This window comes from Mesorhizobium sp. M7A.F.Ca.US.007.01.2.1, assembly GCF_003998165.1.
Lineage (GTDB): Bacteria > Pseudomonadota > Alphaproteobacteria > Rhizobiales > Rhizobiaceae > Mesorhizobium > Mesorhizobium ciceri.
This window is the reverse complement of the sequence record NZ_RZQP01000003.1, coordinates 54,982-74,230: the sequence shown is the minus strand read 5'-3', so window position 1 is coordinate 74,230 and position 19,249 is coordinate 54,982. Positions and strand designations below refer to the sequence as shown.

Sequence of the window (19,249 nt, the reverse complement as noted above, 5' to 3'; positions counted from 1 at the left end):
GGGCGTTGCTGGTGAGCAGTTGCGGGCCAGCGCAAGAACGGCAGATTCGATCGGGTGGGGGCGATCCCCGGTCGAAAAGATCCTACCGATCTCGTTGCTCAGGCGCAGAAAACATGAGTTGCAGCACGCTCGCATCAGTTCGAGGCAAGCGTGTTAGGGAGCGACATCACCAAGGGTGTCGGCGTTGCAGCATAAATCGGAGACCATGAGAGTCAGGCTATGAACCGGCCCCGGCTTTCGGATGCCTTACGGCCCTCGCGCGTCGGCCGCGAGTGAACTATGATCCGCATGGGTGTGGGGCTGGAGGAGAAGGTCGTCGGCTCAGTCAGGCTAACGTCGCTCCAAGCACTGGTAAGAAGCCCTATCCGCGGTCTGAGAATTACCCAAATTGATCTCTCGTGAGGCAGTTGTTGCAGCTGCATTCCGTCGAGACGCTTCAGTGATCCGCGAGAATGGCTCGCGATCTCTGCGTGAATCGCGGTTTGGCGCAGGAATGCGGCGTGGGAGACCGAATGTTAGACCAAAGTCGGCACGAGCACCGTGTAAAATGGGCAGGTCAGCGCAGACCAGTCTGGCGGCATTCTTACCCTTGCCGGAACGATCGCCTGAACAAGGTAGCTCAACCGCCGTCCGCACTCCCAGGAGAGAAAGCCATATGCTTCCCTTGGACATCCTCCGAAAGGAGTTTCCAGCCACAGCAAACGCCATCTACATGGATGTCGCGAACCAGGGCCTCATATCAAGCACAACATTGGCTTCAATCGAGCCTCATTTGAACAATCGGCTGCATGGCCTAAACGACGAAGAAAGAATGCTCGAACACGTCGAGCGTACTCGCGCTAGGTTCGCACAATTTATCAATTCAGATCACGATGAAATTGCAATTACCAAGAATGCATCGGAAGGCATCAACATCATCGCTAATGCGATCGATTGGAGAGATGGAGACAACGTCGTTCTATGCCCAAAATTGGAACACGCAAATAATATCTTGCCATGGATTCAGATCAGAGACCGCTACAATGTCGAGTTGCGAGTCGTAGAGCCGGATAACGGCTCAATTCCCCCTGATGCATTCGTAAAGGCGATTGATTCTCATACCCGCGTTGTTGCCTTGGCGACGGTGACGATGGTTCCGGGGTTTCGGACCGTCATGGAGCAGATATCCGAAGCCTGTAGGCACTACGGTGCATTTCTTTTGGCGGACGCGACGCAATCTGTTGGGATACTCCACACCGACGTCAATCGACTTGGCGTAGACGGTGTAGCAGTGTCCACTGTGAAGGGTTTGATGGGTCTTTATGGATCGGGTTTTTTATATTGCCGTAAAGAATGGGCCGATCGGCTGAGCCCGGCCTATCTTGCGCGCTTCAGCGTAGATTTCGGAAACGCGCCAGAATCAGCTCCGGTACCTAGTTTTGTAAAGTTGCGCTCTGGCGCGCCCCGCTTTGATATCGGGCATTACAACTTCCCTGGCATGTTGGCTGCATATGCATCAATGGGCCAGCTACTTGATATCGGAACCGAGGCGATCGACCAGAGCGTTACCTCACTCGCAAAACGTATGGCCACTGGTCTCTTAGATATCGGGCTTCCGGTCTGCGGCGGGCCACCAGGCGCTCACACTGGAAGTATCGTAGCCGTTGGCGATTCCAGCGATCTTGTTGAAGGGCGCCCAGTCGACGCCCGCATTCGGTCGCTTCACGAGCATTTCACGAAGAACGGGGTAATCGTCTCAATACGCAGAGGCATGCTCCGGTTTTCCCTGCATCTTTACAACACCGCCGATGAAGTCGATCGCGTAATCAATCTGGCCAAGAGCTGGTCGAAGTAAGAGCGACACGGCTAGTTCATGCACACAGGAGAGTACATGTCGACCCAGAGCGCCGAGACTATCGGACTTCTCCAAGATCTTATAAAGATCGAGAGCATCAATCCATCGCTGTCGCCAAAAGGTAGTGGAGAGCAAGGTGTAGCCAAGTTCCTCGAGGGTTTTTGCAAGGAGCGGAAGCTGGCTTACGGGATACAGGAGGTGGCCGATGGTCGCTCGAATTTCCTGACCTGGGTACCTGGGAAAGAACCCGATAGGCGTATTCTATTCATTGCTCATATGGATACCGTTCCTATCGATAGGTGGGAATCAGATCCATTCTCGGGTGAGCAACGGGACGGGCGAATATATGGGCGAGGTAGCTGCGACACAAAAGGCTCACTTGCAGCTATGTTGATTGCGCTTAGCTCACTTGGTGAACGGCAGCCCCGGGCCACGGTTGTTGTGGCAGCCAGCATTGACGAAGAGTACCGCAAACTTGGCGCCCGCGCTATAGCCGATTCCGGTGTCGCTTATGAGGGTGCGGTAGTCGGTGAACCCACCGAATTAGAGCTCGTTGTAGCTCACATGGGTTCTGTCCGCTGGCAAATCGAGGTTCAGGGTGTACCGGCTCATACGTCGAAGCCTCATCTCGGAGTGAACGCGATCACGGGCATGGCCAAGGTGGTATTGGCACTTGATGAGCACCATCGATCCCTTGTGTCTCGGGCGCAGCACCCATTGGTAGGGTCATCACAGCTGACCGTGAGCCTCATCGAAGGAGGTTTGGAACTTACCACTGTACCGCCGGTATGCCGTATCTGGGTCGATCGGCGTCTCATACCCGGGGAGCGGCCGCAGGACGCGTTGGCGGAGGTAGAAAGCATACTGGAAGGCCTTCGCCAGGGCGAAGACAAGATCAATGTTCGGTCATTGCTTCCCGCATTGGAAGACCCGCCTCCAATCAGTTCCGGGTCGAGCAAAATTGCAGCAGTCGCAGGAGCGGCTTGTGCCCACGTCGCGGGGACCGGAGAGCAGAAGGGAGCCACCGGCGGCTCGGATGCAAATCAGCTGTCATTGGCTGGGATCCCGTGTGTGATTATCGGACCCGGGCGTACTGCCCAAGCCCATACGAACAACGAGTTCGTTGAAATCGATCAACTGACCAAGGCTGCTGATTTGTACCAGAGAATCATGCTCACATATTAGGAGTGGCCGGCCTGATGGGGGTGCTCAAACCCCGTCCATTGGGCCGCGGACGCCCCGGATGCTGCATGAGCGTGGCGGCCGCAACGTCCCGATCTTCGCTGGTCTCGTCGGCGCTTCCCACGTAGATCTTGCCGCCCGTGCTTGAAATTCTGTTGCGACAGGCAGAGTGCGTCTTCACCATAGGGAGGGCATGATCTTCCACCGGAGACGCAGAGCCACCGAAAATTTGGCGCTCATATGCGGATAACGTACGGCAAGTGCCTAGGAAATGCAGATTTTCCGCGACAAGAAGAAATCCTCGGGGAAAACAGCCTCTTGTGACGTGATACGAAGAGAAAGTATGCGGACAGGACGAATGCCTGATCCGTTCGAGGAATGCCTGTTTTGAAGGACTCGACGAGATGAAATATGAGAAGCCATTTCCGCCCGAGGAGTTTCGGCGTCGTGTTCATGACGTGAAGCAGCGGATGGAGCGAGCGGGGCTGGACTTGCTGATCTGCCAGGATCCCGCGAATATGTATTGGCTTACCGGCTTTGACGGCTATTCGTTCTACGTGCCTCAGGTGGTCTTAGTGCATCTCCAGTCGGACATGCCCCTCTGGTTCGGACGTTTCGTCGATGTAAATTCCGCTTATATAACGACGGATCTGCCTAGAGAAAATATAAGCTCATTTTCCGATCATAGACTTCAACATCCAGAATTACATCCATTTGACGATCTTTGCGAGCTTATCAATTCGCGCGGCTGGGGATCTGATCGAATCGGTGTCGAGCTTAACGCCCACTTCTATACTGCCCGAGCACATCAACATCTCGTCAAAGGCCTTCCGAATGCAAAATTCTCTGATAGCCGCGAATTAGTCAATTGGGCACGGCTTATAAAATCTGACCTTGAACTAGTCTACATGAGAGAAGCGGGCCACCTTGCAACGCATACGATGCAGACGGCAATCGCTAACCTAAGGCCTGGAGTGCCGCAACATGAGGTCGTCGCGGAGGTGTACCGGGCCCAGACACGAGGGGTGGACGGTAAATATGGCGACTCTAGCGGTCCTCCTCTTATCCAGACTAGCGAACAAACGAACGCTCCGCACCTCAGTTGGACCGAGGAGCCCTTGCCGACCTCTGGCCTGGTTCTCATGGAGTTCGGCGCCACCCGACGCCGCTACTGTGCGCCGCTGTGCCGCACCGTCCACATCGGAAAGCCACCCGCAGAGGTCTCGCGTCTTGCTGAGGTTATAGTGGAAGGCGGGGATGCTGTGCTCGAGATGGCAAAGCCTGGTACCGTCGTTGAGGAGCTTAATGCGGTGTGGCAAGATATCCTCAAGCGGAACGGGTATATCAAGATAGGCCGCTCCGGCTATTCAATCGGACTCAACTTCCCGCCGGAATGGGGCGAACGCACGGTTAGTATTCGCGCGGGCGACAAGACCATCCTACAACCAGGAATGTGCTTCCATTTTCAGTCGGGGGTTAGGCTCGAAGGGTTCGGCGCCGCCATCTCTGAATCATTTATTGTAACCGAAAGGGGCGGTGAGCGATTGGCAGATGTTGATCGCCGCTTGATCGTCGTGGACTAGGTGATTTGGATGTGACCCAAATCGTTTTGCGATCTCACTGGGTCCGTTCGAAGCCGGTTGAAATTTGTTTCTGCGGCGAGCGGATGAACGGATCTAGCTTAAGGACGGCGCTGTCTGAGAGGTGCGGCATGCCCAACCTCTGGGACAGGAGAATCTCGCCTAGCACATGAGTTCTCTGCATCAGCGGAGATTAAGATCCGTAGGCCGAAATGAGCCACCTGTGACGCGAGCGCGGCGTGAACGTTGCCCCATTCTACAAATGCGCGGATGACGCAAGAGGACTTAGCTTTTGAGGAGCATTGAGGACGAGTTTACGCGCGCCTGAAGCGGGCTCTTGCCAACCCTGCGCGCCGGTGGGAACGCGAGTATGGTCCGCCCCGTCCGTGCAACACGTCGCGACATCAGCACACGTTGTTCCCGATAGATGGCTCGGCAGCGAAGCTCGCCTTTTGCCCGGGGCTCGCTTCATCCTTTTCTGCTGTTTCGTGCGACTTCACCACTTCACCAAGTGAATGTCTGGGTTATCGCGGGGACCTCAATTTCGGGACCCCAAGACCTCCTTCCGAATGAAGTCGTCCGCGATGCCATCGTGTCTGAAGCGGTCGCGGTCACCCTGCACAGTGCCGGACGAAAGTAGCCTTGCGGCGAGTTCCGTCTAAGATTCGAGGCGGTTGCGCCTGCGTCAGTGCGCCTGATCGGTGTCGGTCGAGAACTTAATGCCACGAGGCCAGATCGGGAACTCGGGATCGGGAGATCGGCGCTGGAACCAACTACTTTCCGCGCCGCCGGCGACCAGCGCGACCTTCGCTCGCGGTCGCTAAGCCTCCTGGCAAGTGAAGTTGTGAGCCGTGTCCAATTCTACGCGAATTGGCTGCTGTTTGCAGGAATGCAGCTAAAGGGGCATCAACTGCGCTGCCGATCGGCGCTGTGGCAGCAATAACCTAAAGGCATCAGCATACCATTGGAGTCTTAGATGAGGGGTACGTCAATCACGGCATTACGCAGGCTCAAACGGCCAGACCTTTTGCGTGGTGATGCGTATCTGAACGGCGCCTGGCTCTCCAAATCAGATACTCTTGCCGTGTTTGATCCTGCCAGCGGTGACGAGATCGCTCAAGTTGCGGCTTGCGCAGACGCCGACGTTGACGACGCGGTCCATTGCGCAAGAGCAGCGTTCCTCAAGTGGCGCGACATGCTTCCGTTACAGCGTGGTGCATATCTGCGGAAATGGGCGGCAGGCATGCGGGAGAGCGCCGAAGACCTGGCTGTCATCATAACGGCCGAGCAAGGAAAACCGATTGCTGAAGCCCGCGGCGAAGTTTCATACGCTGCCGGCTTTTTAGATTGGTTTGCAGGGGAAGGGGAGCGGGCTTACGGCGAAACGATTCCCAGCCATCTCCCCGCAAGCAGGCTGGCCGTGCATTTGCAGCCGATCGGGGTGACTGTCGCCATTACGCCATGGAACTTCCCAGCGGCAATGATCACCAGAAAGGCTGGAGCTGCACTGGCCGCTGGCTGCACAATGATTGTAAAGCCGGCACCCGAAACGCCACTGTCGGCCCTCGCGCTTGCCCGCCTTGCCGGGGATGCTGGCATTCCGCCCGGCGTGTTTCAGGTGATCACGGGCGAAGCTCCGCCACTTGCCAAACGGCTGTTGTTGCATACCCACGTGCGTGCGTTCTCTTTTACGGGCTCCACCGAGGTCGGCAGAATCCTTCTCGAGCAATCCGCGAAGACAGTGAAGAAAGTCTCGCTCGAACTTGGCGGCAATGCTCCTTTCATCCTTTTCGGCGATGCGCCGATCAACGCTGCGGTCGCCGGTTGCATGGCAGCCAAGTTCGCGACATCCGGTCAGGACTGTCTCGCGGCAAACCGGATTTATGTGCAGCGAGAGATTTACGAGCATTTTACGGAAAAATTTGCCGAGGCCACCAGTAAACTAAAGGTCGGGCACGGATTGGAGCCAGGTGTCGACATCGGTCCGATGACAAAGACGTCTGGTGCTGACAAATGCAGGCACCAGGTTTCTGAGGCTCTAGCAGCCGGGGCTCGAATGGTAGCAGGCGCACAGCACAATTCGCTTGGCGGGAACTTCGTCACGCCGGCCGTGCTTGCTAATGTGACCGATGACATGGTGATTGCGAAGGACGAAACGTTTGGACCTGTCGCTGCAATCCTGCCCTTCGACGACGAACGGGAGGTGGTCGCGCGAGCCAACAATTCCGAGATGGGACTTGCGGCCTACGTCTATACCCAAGATCTCAACCGAGCCATGCGGCTCTCCGACCGGCTCGAATATGGCATGGTTGCCGTGAATACTCCAAAATTTACGGGGCCGGGCATTCCGTTCGGCGGCTGGAAACAATCCGGCCTTGGTCGCGAGGGCTCAAGGCACGGTCTTATCGAATATCTCGAACCCAAATACCTCTGCATCGGCAACATCGCGGCCTGAAAGGAAGCATTCAATGACCATCAACATCAAAGAGATCACCGAAAAGGACCGCAACTCGGTCTTGCATCCTTTCACTCAGCTTAAAGATTTCGCCACTGGCAAGCTCGGCGACCCAACGATCGTGGTGACAGGGAAGGGGATCCGCATCCAGGACGCGCATGGCAACCAATTTATCGATGGCTTTGCCGGCCTATACTGCGTCAATGTCGGGTATGGCCGCACGGAAGTCGCCGATGCGATCTCGCGTCAGGCCTATCGCTTGGCGTATTACCACTCCTATGCGGCGCACACGACCGACGAGCTTGCGATCCTCTCCGATCGCCTTGTGAAGATGGCGCCGGGCAAGATGAGCAAGGTGTTCTATGGCATGTCCGGCTCGGATGCGAACGAGACCCAGGCCAAGCTTGTTTGGTACTACAACAACCTGCGTGGCAAGCCGACCAAAAAGAAGATCATCTCCCGTGAACGCGGCTATCACGGCTGCAGCGTCGTGTCGGGCTCGATGACGGGCATGAGCTTTTATCACGACCACATGGACCTGCCACTTCCGCAGATTGTTCACACGGGTGTTCCACATCATTACTGGGGCGCAACCCCGGGCGAAACCGAGCGCGAATTCTCCGCTCGCCGCGCCGCCGAGCTTGATCAGTTGATCGAGCGGCTCGGCCCGGACAACGTCGGCGCCTTCATTGGCGAGCCCGTCCTCGGCACAGGTGGTATCACGCCTCCGCCGGAAGGCTATTGGGAAGCGGTACAGACGGTCCTCAAAAAACATGATGTGCTGCTGATTGCCGATGAAGTGATCACAGGGTTCGGCCGCACCGGTTCCATGTTCGGCTCACAGCACTATGGCATCGAGCCAGACCTCATCACGATCGCTAAAGGTTTGACGTCGGCCTACTTCCCGCTTTCAGCGGCAATCGTCGGTGAGAAGGTGTATAAAGTCCTGGAGGATGGAGCCGACAAGGTCGGGGCATTCTCGCACGGCTACACCTACTCTGGTCATCCGATCGGCGCCGCCGCGGCCAACGCGGTCCTCGATATTGTCGAGAAAGAAGACCTCCCCGGCAATGCGCGTGACGTCGGCGCGTTTTTCCAGGCGCAGTTGCAGGAGAGGTTCGCGCAGTTGCCGATCGTCGGCGAAGTGCGGGGCGTCGGTCTTATGGGCGCAATCGAGTTCGTTGCCGATCGCGACAATCGGAAGCGTTTCGATCCGGCGCTCAAGGTAGGTGCGCGAATCTCGAAGGCCGCCCGTGACCGTGGTCTTATCGCTCGGGCCATGCCGCACGGGGACATTTTGGGCTTTGCTCCGCCGCTGGTTACAACCAAAGCTGAGGCGGAGGAGATTGTTGCAATCGCAGAAAGCGCCGTGCGCTCGGTTATGGATGAGCTTGTTCGCGAGAGTGAGAAAATCTGAATGAGTTGGGCCATCTTGTCGTAATCAAGGCGCAAACTCAAGCGACGGCCTGATCGGCTTGCGGGGCTGCCAGCTGAGCTGGTGCCGCGTTCCGCTCATTGAGTTTTCGGCGGAATTCAATGCAGACACTGCTCAGGAGGAACTGGTGGCCAATTCGACCGCACTCAATCCCTGGGAATGGCCTGAAAGCCATTGGCGGCGGCGCATCAACAAAGTCAGAGCGGGCAAGGCACTAAGACCAATGTGGCCCGGCGGTAAACGCTGTGCCTTCGCCATCTCGTTCGACGTCGATCATGAGTCGAACGAATTGCGCAGGGGAGGGCGATCGCTAAGCAGATTATCCTGGGGTCAGTACGGGAGCCGACGAGGGATGCCTCGGGCTTTGGAACTCTTGAGAAAGTACGACGTTCCGGCGAGTTTTTTCGTTCCCGCTGTGATCGCTCAGTTGTATCCAGACGAGCAACGCGCAGTTGTCGATGAAGGCCATGAAATTGGCATGCACGGCTGGATACACGAGCTAAACTCGGAACTGAGCGCAGAGAGCGAGCGCTCTTTAATGATGAGGAGTGCCGACACTCTTGAAAAAATCACTTCCAAACGCCCGACGGGAATTCGAACGCCTTCCTGGGATTTTTCCGACGCAACTCTACGGATCATACGTGAAACCGGATTGACATACGACTCATCCCTTATGGCCGATGATAGTTGCTATGAGCTGCTGGAAGACGAGGAACCCACGGGAGTGATTGAAATACCGGTCGAATGGATTCGAGACGATGCCACTTATCTTTGGATGAGTCCCGATGGGTCTTCACGGCCAGATTTATCAGTCGACGACGTGCTTTCTGTATTTATTCGGGAGTTCGAAGGGGCCTATCAAGATGCCGATTTATTTCAGCTGACTCTGCATCCACACGTCATTGGATATCGCTCACGGATCTGGATCGTAGAAGAATTAATTCGACGCGCCAAAGCAAAGGGTGACGTTTGGTTCGCCACACATCATCAGGTCGCCGAGCGTGCGTCCTCATGTCTCTGAAAACTCTCAGACAGGAACGCCGGTAGAGTGCGGTGTTCTTGGGGCGGCGCAAGCCGTCCTGCGCCTCGACCGTTGCGGCGGTCACCAATGGATTTGGAATGACGCGGATCATCCGCTGTCCGGTATTCGCTTTCAGAGCGGGTACAGTGGGAGTTCTTATCTTGGAGGAGGACTACAATCTTGATTGACACGACCTTTGCCGGAAAAACGGTGCTGATTACCGGCGGGTGGCGCGCTTGGCCCGGCCAGTGCCAAACTGCTGGCGGCGGGTGGAGCGGATTTGGTGTTGGCTGACCTGTCGCAAGAGGCTCTGGACCAAACTCTGGCCGCCTGTCCTGGTGCCCGTTGAGTTGTCTGCGACGTGACCGATCCGGCGATGCTGGAAGGGCTGGTCGACCTCGCCCGCGAGAGCTTTGGCCGGCCGGTTGAGGGCTTGGTCGCGGCCGCTGGCATTACGGTGCGATGAAGCGGCTGATAGACGTGAAGGGTACGAAGCCATGTTCAGCTTCAACGTCGGGGCCATTTGGCGAATCTGCAAGCTGCATCCCGCAGATGCGCGAGCTTGGCCGCGGATCGGTGGTGCTCTTCAGCTCGACTGCTGGTCTGCAGGCCTCGAAGGACGTGCCGATCTATTCGGTGACCAAGGCGGCGGTTGTGATGATGACTCGCACGCTGGCGCTGAACCACGCGGCAGAAATATCCGCGCAAACTGTGTCTGCCCCGGAACCATCGCCAGCCGTTGGCCGAGGCCGGCGTCGCCTTCGCCCGGGGAGAAGCGGCACAGGTCGAGCGCCGGACGAAGATCATCGCTGCGCATCCGATGGGCCGAATGGGGTTGCCGTCCGAGGTGGCGACAGCTGTCGGCTATCTGCTGGACGATGCGGCGGGCTTCACCATCGGCGCCGCGCTTACGGTCGACGGAGGCAGCCTTGCCTAAGCTCCGGTCAGAAACACTGTCGTCGTCACCGGCGCGGCGCGCGGGATCGGTGCCGCAACAGCGGCGTGGCTTGGCTCGGAAGAGGCGTGGGTGTTGCTAGTGGATGTTCTGGATAAAGTGCACGACACAGCTGCGGGCCTTGGCCAGACGGCGCTCGTCTGCGATCTGGCCATGCCCGACGCCGCAGGGCGGGTTCTGGCCGCCTTGGATGCCGCAAGGATCGAGACGCTCGACGTCCTCGTGAACAATGCCGGCATTGGCGGTTCGAAGTCGCTCGCCGATACTGACGATGCCTTTTGTTCCCGCTGATCGATATCAACTTGCGTGCAGTCATCAGCCTGACCCGCGAGTTGCGGCCGCGGATGCGCCAGCCGGGCGGGCGGATCATTAATGTCAGCTCGATCCTCGGGCTTACGGGCTATCCCGGAACGGTAGGCTATTCGGTGGCCAAGGCCGGGATCGCGTATCTCACGCTCCAGCAGGCCGGCGAGCAGGGCCTGTAGGGTATAACCGTGAATGCGGTGGCGCCCGGCGTGGTCCCCACCGACATGACTCGAGCGCTGCACGTACGCAGCTACCAACGCCTGATGGTCGCGCCAATCCGCTCGAGCGCGTCTCCTCGCCGGAGGAGCAGGCGGCGGTGATCGCCTTCCTGCTTCGGACGACGCGTTCTACGTCTCGGGCGCAGTGATCCCCGTCGACGGCGGCTCCCGCCTGTCACAGTAGAGAAGAATAGCGCAATTTAAGCCTATACACAGGATGGCCCTGCAATTCCCGGATGCAGACCGACTCTGCCGGTAACCGGTTCCGGTGGTCGATCCTGTTAGCGGCGCCATTACCCGGCGCACATTTGATCGCGGTGGTGGGCAAGTTGAATTTACCCTTCGCGCGCTTCCCAGCGATCAATATGGCAGTGTCGTACTGCTCGGTCATTGTCGCAACGGTCGCGTTCAGCGTCGGCGCGAACCACAGCGCCTTGGCCACACCAGGTTGTAGCAGACGGATCGCCTCAGTGACCCGCCGAAGAAGCTGAGGCCGTCAATCCAGTCGGGCAGCTTTTGAGTCAGAGTTGGCAAAGGCTGCTCGAACTGAACGACTGTTGAGGAAAGCCTTTGCAGGCGCGGCGGGCGCGAGCACCGCGGGGAGCCGCAAAAAGGCACGCGGAGAGCTCTGCTGAGGCTGCAGTCAACTCAGCGTCCTTGGGAGCATATTGAAGTAGTATTTGCCCATCTCTCCCTGTTATGGCGATTTGAGAAGCAAAAAGCCCGTTCAGCGTTTAGCTTGGAGAATGTGCCCACTGCACTGCTCGCCCGCGAATCACCGATATTATGCAGATTTAGGAGCTCGACGCCGATCTCCTGCATTTGTTGGCGAGGATTGCTGGAAGAGTACCCATTCAATGCACTAAAATCCTGGAGTGGTCTGATCCTCATATTGTAAGTGTAGGCTGGCCTGATGCGGCTGGTTCCAAGTCTTCACAAAGGTTCCAACTACGCCTCCTCCCAAGGCGCATCGGCCCGGCAGCGAGTTCAATCTCCTGCCGGGCGTTGTAACTATTTGCGCACATTGGCCGATTCGGACCTTCAACGGGTTGGGCGGCTGCTGGCTGTCGGAGCAATGTAAAACTGGCTCATAGGCAAGAGTTAGATTGATGAGCAGTCTTGCGGACCAAGTCGCCGATCCAAATTCGCCAGGAGCATTTGCGCCCCTCAGAAATCCGAGCTTTCGTTCAATCTGGTTCGCCACGCAGGTCAGCTCGCTCGGCTGGTTGATGCAGACTGTTGCCATCAGCTGGCTGATGGCTACGATTTCGACTTCCGATCTGATGGTCGCGCTGGTTCAGGCTTCTTCAAACCTGCCAGCGTTCATCTTATCCGTCTTCGCCGGGGCCTTGGCTGATAATTTCAGCCGGCGCCGGGTCATGTTCGCCGGCCGGTGCCTTATGGTATTGGCATCTGCGATGCTGACGGCTTTTGTGGTGCTGGGCTTTGTCGATCCGTGGATGATCCTCGGCTTCAGCTTCTTGATCGCATGCGGCGGCGCTCTCCACGATCCAGCCTGGCAGGCCTCGGTTGGCGATATGGTGAACCGACGCGACGTTCCCGCCGCCGTCACGCTCCTCTCCGTTGGCTTCAACACTGTTCGGACCGTAGGCCCGGCGCTCGGTGGCATAGTAGTTGCCTCTTTTGGGCTGATGACGGCTTTCGCCGTAACCAGTCTTACCTATCTGGTCCCTTTGGTAACCATATGGCGCTGCAAGTGGATGGTTCGCTCATCACCTCTCCCACGTGAGTCGATGAGGACGGCGATCTATGACGGGCTACGCTTCACGGCGATGTCGTCGGAGATTAAGACGGCGATCACTCGCGGAACCCTCTTTGGTCTGGCGAGCATCGCCATTCTCGCGCTGCTGCCGCTGGTTGTCCGCGACCAGCTGGGAGGCGGACCGCTCGCCTATGGCACGCTCATGGCCGGATTCGGGACAGGCGCCGTCTTCGCCGGCATCTCGAACAGCGTGTTCAGACGGAGCTTGTCACAAGAGCGGCTGATGACGCTCGCATGCGTCGCCTGCGCGGCATGCTCCCTTTCGCTTGCGCTGACTTCTTCGATTGCAGTGGCGGCAATTGCACTCGCCATGGGTGGCGCGGGCTGGGTCACCGCCTGGTCCGGGGTCGGCGTGACCGTGCAACTGGCAAGCCCGCGCTGGGTCGTGGGGCGCACCATCTCGATTTACTATGCATTGATCGATGGCGGCATCGCAGCGGGCAGTTGGGTGTGGGGCACGGTGGCCCAGAACCATTCACTGACCTTGGCACTGGAGGGCTCCGCTGGAGCCCTTCTGCTGGTCGCCGCCACAGGCCTCCTGTTTCCCCTTCGCGAGCGCCGCGAATCCGATCCAGATGCTTTGGAGGACTTCGACGCACCGGCAGTCGCCCTCAATCTCAAGCCAAGAAGCGGTCCCATCGTGGTCAAAGTCGAGTACCTAGTGCCCGAGGAAAATCGCGAAGCATTCCTGGAACTCATGCGGGCGCGCCGGCATGTGCACAGTCGCGTCGGCGCTCGTCATTGGACTCTCCAGCGCAACCTTCAGGAGCCTATGCAATGGATAGAGACATTCCGCACGCCGACCTGGACCGACTACCTTCGCCTGAACCATCGTCTCACGGAAGCAGACAAGGAATTGGGTAAACAAGTGCTGAAATTGCATGCAGGACAGCTTCCGCCTAAAATCATGCTTTTTATCGAGCGACCAACAAGCTCGGCCCTAAAGTCCGATGAATCAGCACGTTATTTTCTCCGACACTGACTCTTCGAGGTTAACCCCTTGTATCTGCACGCAGAGGACTTTGTGCGATGGAAGCGACTGAGCCTCGAACCGGATGGCCATCCGGTTCGAAGCAAGGCGAAGTCGCCCGACACCCCTCCGGCCACAACCGTGGGTGAGCCTGGGATCTTCGCCTTCGTCACGTACGACCGAATAGTCGCTTGGCTCCAATCGCACGCACAAGGCAGGTTACCGTGAACAAGACTATCTGTGGAGTGGATGTTTCGAAAGACTGGCTCGATACCCATGTCGTGCCGAGCGGAGCGGCGGGCCGCTTTCGCAACGATGCGGCAGGCATAGCCGAGCTTGCTGCCTGGTGTTAGGTCAATGGTGTCGAGCTCGTCGTCATGGAGGCCAGTGGCGGCTACGAACGGCTTCCCTTCCTGCTGTCGTGGGAGTTGGGAGTAGCCTGCGGCATGGCCAATGCGAGGAGCGTACGCTGATTCGCCGAGGCGATGGGCTTCCTGGAGAAGACCGACAGGATCGACGCCGCCGTCATCGCCCGCTATAGCGAGGTCAAACGGCTGCAGCCGACGCTGCCGCCGAGCGCGGCCCAGCAGCGGCTCAAGGCGCTGGTCGCCCGGCTTTCCCAGGTAACCGCCGATCTCACCGTCCAGAAGCAGCGCAAGAGCGCTGCCACTGATGCCGATACCATTGCCTGCGTATTCCGATGAAGCCGGCCACCGATTCCGATTTGAAGCCGGCCAGTCATTCCGATTTCATTCCGGCCAGCATTCCGATTTGAAGGCGGCCATTTTTCGGTCTGATCCTGGGTCTCGTTGATGTTTGGGTTGGGTTTTGTTTCAGGTCAAGCTGACGGATAAGCCCGAAAGCGGCACCATGCAAGAATACAATAGGTCCACCGGTTCCATTCTCGCAATACAAAGTCGCGACGGCCCCAATCAATATGCAATGTTCGGTGATCATTGTTTCCTCAGCAAAAGCGAGCCAGATCGGTCTGCATTATGCATATGGGAAGCGAGGCTTCTGGTATTTACTTCATAAGCGTAGCAGCGTCTACAGGCCTTTTGCGCCAATTGCCCCCTAGCCGAACGCAGGAATTCGGCGTAGGCGCCCCAGTTCTTCAACCGCGAATTTGCAGGAAATTCCTAAACAAGCGCGGTGACCGTCTAGTGCATCAAGTTACGCGCGGAGCATCCTCCCCAATGCCTGCATCTGCGGCCTTCTAATCCGATCAATGTGGTCGCAAGCGGGGTGCGACCCGAAGCGCGCAATCACCATCTCCGCCTTTGGCGCTATGTACAGGTTCTGGCCGTAAAGGCCCCGACCTTCAATAGCATCAAGCTCGTCGTGTGATACCCACCATTGGCTTCGGTATGTATAGCCGAATGGGAGGTCCGGCTTGGCGGGGTGGTCGAGATCTTGAAGGTCGTAGACAACACTCGCGGGAACCAGTTGCTTGCCATTACACGAGCCTTCACATCGCATCAGCTCGCCGAAACGCGCCAAGTCGCGCAACGTCACATTGAGTCCGCTATGCGCCCTCGGCATACCGTTTGTCGGGTCGATCTCGACATAGGCGTCTTCTTCGCAGCCCAGTGGCAACCATAAGCGCTCCTCCAACAGTTGTGCGAACGACCGGCCCGTTGCGCGCGACATAACCCAAGCCATAACATTGGTATCGACGCCTTTGTAGACAAATTTGCCGTGCGCCCCTTCCTTTCGTATGGTACGCAGGTATTCGCATCTATATGACTTGTCTACACTTGTGTAATCTTCAGTAAAAGCAACGTTAGTTTGCATGTCCATGACTTGGCGGAGCGTTGCATCTTCCCACCCTGTACCTCGTAATTCCGGCACAAACTGCGATATTGTCTTCCTGTCGTCGAGAATGCCCTCATGCACCAACGCCGCGGCTAGGGTGCCCGCATACGATTTGGTGATTGACTGACACGAATGTTGTACGTGCGGCGCGAGTGCGCCGAAGTATCGTTCGTATATGATCCGCCCCCGATGCAGGACCAAAATGCCGTCGGTGTAGGTGTCGAATAGCGCCTCCTCGAACCGGTTGGTGCGGTCGTCCATGTCGACGAACGTGAGCCCATCGATTTCGGTAGACCTGTTGCTGCACTCAAGCTGCGACGGTCCGCCCCGCCCTCGCCACACTTGGACTGTGGGCCGCAGCTCACGCATATGCGATAGCGACCAGCGAAGCTGAGGAAAGGTCCAAACAGTTTCATTCTCGAATGTTACACGCTTGTCTGGCGGCGGCGGCGCACCGCGCATCCAGCCAAATTCGCGAGGATCCGATGCACGGCCGTCCAGGTATTGCTGTCCGTCGAATTCGAGTACGCTCTCCGACGCGTTACCGACGGTTTGCCGTTGTTTGAATTCTGTCATACATGGGATCCAATTTCATGCCTAGGCGCCCCCGGCGCCAGCTGGCTATCGAGAGTTGCGACCCAACCTCGGGAGTTCGGACTGGACTAAATCACAACATGTTATGATCATAGCAGCGGCAGGCGCGCATTCTATGCGAAATGTCCTCGACAACGCAGCAAATCAGCGTTGTATTGCGGCCGGCGCATACTTGCGGCCCCGCTCTCGCGTGGCAAGTAGGACCTAACTTGCCGAACGCTTCCAGCTACAAGAGGCATGAGCCATCATGCGCAGTATGCCGAGTACATCTCGATTAAACCGGGTCCGAACGGGTTGACAATTGTAACGCGTCTCCGCTGTCCGAGCTACGATGAGTCAAAAATTCTCTGGTCTATCAACGATGTTGACCCAGAGGGATACGTGCGAACTCGCAAGGCAAGAAATCGCGAAATGGCATGGGCGACTCTGCATGTTGGCGACGCGATAGTGGATAACGCCGTCGCCTTCGTAGGTGGGCTCGGCTTGAGTCGTCGCATGCGACGTCTCGAAGCAACCGCCCTGGTCAATAGCGACGTCGACCAGCTCCGAGCCCTTCTTCATGCCGGACATCATTTCGCGGGTGACGAGCTTTGGCGCGGCAGCACCGGCGATCAGCACGGCCCCGACCACGATGTCGGCAGAGAAGCATTCTTCCTCGAGCGCCCCGACGGTTGAGTAGCGGGTGCGCACACGGCCGGCGAAGAGGTCGTCGAGATTAGGGAGGTCGAGATTAGGGAGGTCGAGATTAGGGAGAGAGAGGGGCTTGGACCGCAGTTCCCACGTGACCAGAGTCAGCCCTGCAAGGTGTAATTCAACGCGCCAGTCCAGTTTAGATCCTTCCAAACAAGACGTCTTGTGGCGATGCAATCTGCAGCCTTCGGAGTCCAGCGAGTTGGCGAGTTCGCCGACCTCTCTGAGGCCAGGGTATCCGTGCTTTGTGAAATCGCCAGAGCGATCCGGCGAAAGCCAAGGGTAGTTCGCAGGAAACCTGCATCATCGAACTCGATTTCGCTGAATGCCAACAATGCAGAGCGATAAGGTGTCGTTCGTTAAATGACGGACCGGGATGGGTCCAATCAGCAGGGAGCAATGGCGCACCGCTAAGACACTCCTCTCGGTGGCGACGAAGGTAGCTTTCAAGAAAATAAGAACGAGAAAAAAGGGAACTATAGATGAACAATCATGTAACGACGGTCGTAGTTGCAGTCTCCATGGCGGTTGCGTCGATGTCTTTGTCAGCCAAGGCTTGCGCCGGCGAAGTCCTTGATCGTGTGCTCGCGGCACAGACATTGACGGTAGCGGTCGGGTCCGACTGGGGAGCCTTGTCTCACTTGAACGACCAACATGAACTCGACGGTGATGATGTAGAGGTCGCGAAGGGCATTGCGGACTACTTGGGCGTGAAGATCAAATTCGTGACCCCGGGCTGGGATATCATTCAGGCAGGCCAGTGGGGGGGGCGTTGGGACATGGCCATGGGTCAAATGACGCCGACCAACGATCGCGCCAAAAAATTCGCCTTCCCGGCCATGTACTTCTACGAAGGCGAAGTCGCTGTCGTTCACAAGGATAGCAAAGCGACGAAGCCTTCCGACCTGGAGGGCAAGATCGTCGGCGTCCGAGCGGGAACTCTTGGCGATTTGTATGCCAATCACAAGCTCACACCGGCATGGATCGGCGCTAAGCCAATACAATATCAATTTACAGCGGGCCAAGTGAAGGCTTATCCAAGTGCTAACTCTCTTACGCTTGACGACCTGCGCCTCGGCGATGGTGTTCGTCTCGATGGCGTCATTACTGAAGGAACGACGGCGGCTGCGGCAATCAAATCTGGCTATCCATTGAAGGTTATTGGCGATCCCTTATTCTACGCCCCGGGCGCTGTCACAATCGAGCGTGGCGATAAGGAGTTTATCGACAAGGTCGCTGCCGCGGTCAAGAAGATGAAGGATGACGGCACTCTTGCTAAACTCTCGGTCAAGTGGTTCGGGGGGGATTTCAGCGTCGATAAATAACATGACACAATCGTGGGCGTCCCCTTCCCGGGGGCGCCTCTTCTTAGGAAGAAAATGCTTATGCTTTACCACGATACAGTTGAATCTGAGGTGCTCGTCCACAAGCCATGGTTTATCGGCTGCATATTTGCAATTGTGCTCGCGGTTTTTCTTATCTTCAACGTAGCGGGCACCACGATGGGCGAACTCCTACGGCCCGTGATTGGCGATCACGCACAAGTGAAGTTTTACAGTCGCATTGCGATCGCTTTTGTAATTGCCGCAATGTTCTGCCTCAACCTCGTGCTGATTGGTTTTGTCCCGCTCAAAATCCAAATCGGGATCGTATGGTTTGAGTTGGTGCTACTGTTCCTTTCGCTCTTCGCGGCATTTGACTTAAGCATGCCATTTATTTGGGCAAACCTGCCATTTCTAATTACGCAGGGGGTAGTTACTACAGTTTACGTATCAGCGATGTCACTGCTATTTGCGTCGGCTATCGCAATAATCGGCGCGATTGCGAAACTGTCAAGCAACGGCATGGCTTACGCGATAGTCAGCTTCTACACTTCATGCTTCCGGGGTCTGCCGCTTCTCATGCAGGTTTATCTGATCTACATGGGCTTGCCCCAGGTAGGTTACGTTATTAATGCCGTGCCTGCAGGCGTGTTGGCGCTTTCGCTATGCAGTGGTGCCTACATGACGGAGATCTTCCGTTCGGGCATAGCCAGCATCGATCGCGGCCAGTGGGAGGCATCCCGGTCATTAGGTTTCGGCTTTGCGCTCACAATGCGCAGAATCATTCTGCCGCAAGCGCTTCCGGTTATCATTCCCCCGATGGGAAACACGTTCATCTCAATGCTCAAAGACAGCTCTCTCGTTTCGGTTCTTGGCGTTTGGGAGCTGACGTATCTAGCTCACTCACTCGGCCAGCCAACCTTCCATACTATGGAGATGCTAGTAACAGCGGCAATGATTTATTGGATTTTATCCGCCTGCCTGGAACTGGTCCAATCCCGGATCGAGGACCATTTTGCCAGAAGTAAGAAGCGATGATCGTGAATTCATTGGTCAAGCTAAAAAAGACGTCTAAGTTGGTTCGGCCAT

At 57.0% G+C, this 19,249-nt stretch carries 12 protein-coding genes and 4 pseudogenes; 13 read left to right on the top strand and 3 right to left on the bottom strand.

Translation table 11 applies throughout. The features are described 5' to 3' along the window. Positions 1-655: 655 nt before the first annotated feature. The 9 genes and pseudogenes from EN949_RS01155 to EN949_RS37030 all read left to right on the top strand — a co-directional run bounded on the left by EN949_RS01155 (position 656) and on the right by EN949_RS37030 (position 10,947). Entirely contained in the window at positions 656-1,834 is a 1,179-nt protein-coding gene (locus EN949_RS01155; RefSeq protein ID WP_063169329.1) for an aminotransferase class V-fold PLP-dependent enzyme, read from the top strand. A gap of 36 nt (positions 1,835-1,870) precedes the next feature. Next, on the top strand, positions 1,871-3,019 hold the full coding sequence (locus EN949_RS01150) for a M20 family metallopeptidase (RefSeq protein WP_063169328.1): 1,149 nt from the start codon (positions 1,871-1,873) through the stop codon (positions 3,017-3,019). 401 nt (positions 3,020-3,420) lie between these two features. Next, the gene (locus EN949_RS01145) at positions 3,421-4,599 is read left to right on the top strand and encodes a Xaa-Pro peptidase family protein (RefSeq protein ID WP_063169327.1); all 1,179 of its coding nucleotides are present in this window, start codon (positions 3,421-3,423) and stop codon (positions 4,597-4,599) included. Between the two features lie 973 nt (positions 4,600-5,572). After that, positions 5,573-7,051, top strand: coding sequence for an NAD-dependent succinate-semialdehyde dehydrogenase (locus EN949_RS01140; protein ID WP_063169326.1), 1,479 nt, complete (start codon positions 5,573-5,575; stop codon positions 7,049-7,051). A gap of 13 nt (positions 7,052-7,064) precedes the next feature. After that, the gene (locus EN949_RS01135) at positions 7,065-8,468 is read left to right on the top strand and encodes an aspartate aminotransferase family protein (RefSeq protein ID WP_063169325.1); all 1,404 of its coding nucleotides are present in this window, start codon (positions 7,065-7,067) and stop codon (positions 8,466-8,468) included. Positions 8,469-8,613: 145 nt separating this feature from the next. Next, positions 8,614-9,507 (top strand): polysaccharide deacetylase, encoded by an 894-nt coding sequence (locus EN949_RS01130; RefSeq protein ID WP_224570030.1) that lies wholly within the window; start codon positions 8,614-8,616, stop codon positions 9,505-9,507. 739 nt (positions 9,508-10,246) lie between these two features. Continuing rightward, a complete protein-coding gene (locus tag EN949_RS37040; protein WP_063169323.1) occupies positions 10,247-10,444 on the top strand; it encodes an SDR family oxidoreductase in 198 nt (65 codons plus the stop codon). Positions 10,445-10,471: 27 nt separating this feature from the next. After that, positions 10,472-10,753 (top strand): annotated as a pseudogene (locus tag EN949_RS37035) (SDR family NAD(P)-dependent oxidoreductase); the annotation flags it as partial. Further along, the gene (locus EN949_RS37030; RefSeq protein WP_199489648.1) at positions 10,741-10,947 is read left to right on the top strand and encodes an SDR family oxidoreductase; all 207 of its coding nucleotides are present in this window, start codon (positions 10,741-10,743) and stop codon (positions 10,945-10,947) included. The pseudogene EN949_RS37035 and the gene EN949_RS37030, both read left to right, overlap by 13 nt. A 400-nt stretch (positions 10,948-11,347) precedes the next feature. On the opposite strand, the pseudogene EN949_RS36350 reads toward EN949_RS37030, so the two are convergent. Next, a pseudogene (locus EN949_RS36350) lies at positions 11,348-11,514 on the bottom strand (IS21 family transposase); the annotation flags it as partial. Positions 11,515-12,095: 581 nt separating this feature from the next. On the opposite strand from EN949_RS36350, the gene EN949_RS01110 reads away from it, so the two are divergent. Both EN949_RS01110 and EN949_RS01105 read left to right on the top strand, forming a co-directional pair. Then, positions 12,096-13,751 (top strand): MFS transporter, encoded by a 1,656-nt coding sequence (locus tag EN949_RS01110; protein WP_063169321.1) that lies wholly within the window; start codon positions 12,096-12,098, stop codon positions 13,749-13,751. A gap of 269 nt (positions 13,752-14,020) precedes the next feature. Beyond that, positions 14,021-14,407: pseudogene (locus EN949_RS01105) on the top strand (transposase); the annotation flags it as partial. Between the two features lie 505 nt (positions 14,408-14,912). Here the strand turns inward: EN949_RS01105 and EN949_RS01100 are convergent. Next, positions 14,913-16,130 carry a serine hydrolase gene (locus EN949_RS01100; RefSeq protein WP_063169320.1) on the bottom strand — a complete coding sequence of 406 codons (1,218 nt, stop codon included), beginning with the start codon at positions 16,128-16,130 and terminating at the stop codon, positions 14,913-14,915. A gap of 354 nt (positions 16,131-16,484) precedes the next feature. Then, positions 16,485-16,862, bottom strand: a pseudogene (locus tag EN949_RS01095) (alanine dehydrogenase); the annotation flags it as partial. A 458-nt stretch (positions 16,863-17,320) separates the two neighbouring features. Here EN949_RS01095 and EN949_RS01090 point away from each other — a divergent pair. Then, on the top strand, positions 17,321-18,163 hold the full coding sequence (locus tag EN949_RS01090; protein ID WP_063169318.1) for a transporter substrate-binding domain-containing protein: 843 nt from the start codon (positions 17,321-17,323) through the stop codon (positions 18,161-18,163). 60 nt (positions 18,164-18,223) lie between these two features. Beyond that, positions 18,224-19,198, top strand: a complete 975-nt coding sequence (locus tag EN949_RS01085) for an amino acid ABC transporter permease (RefSeq protein WP_063170377.1) — start codon at positions 18,224-18,226, stop codon at positions 19,196-19,198. Positions 19,199-19,249 lie beyond the last annotated feature (51 nt).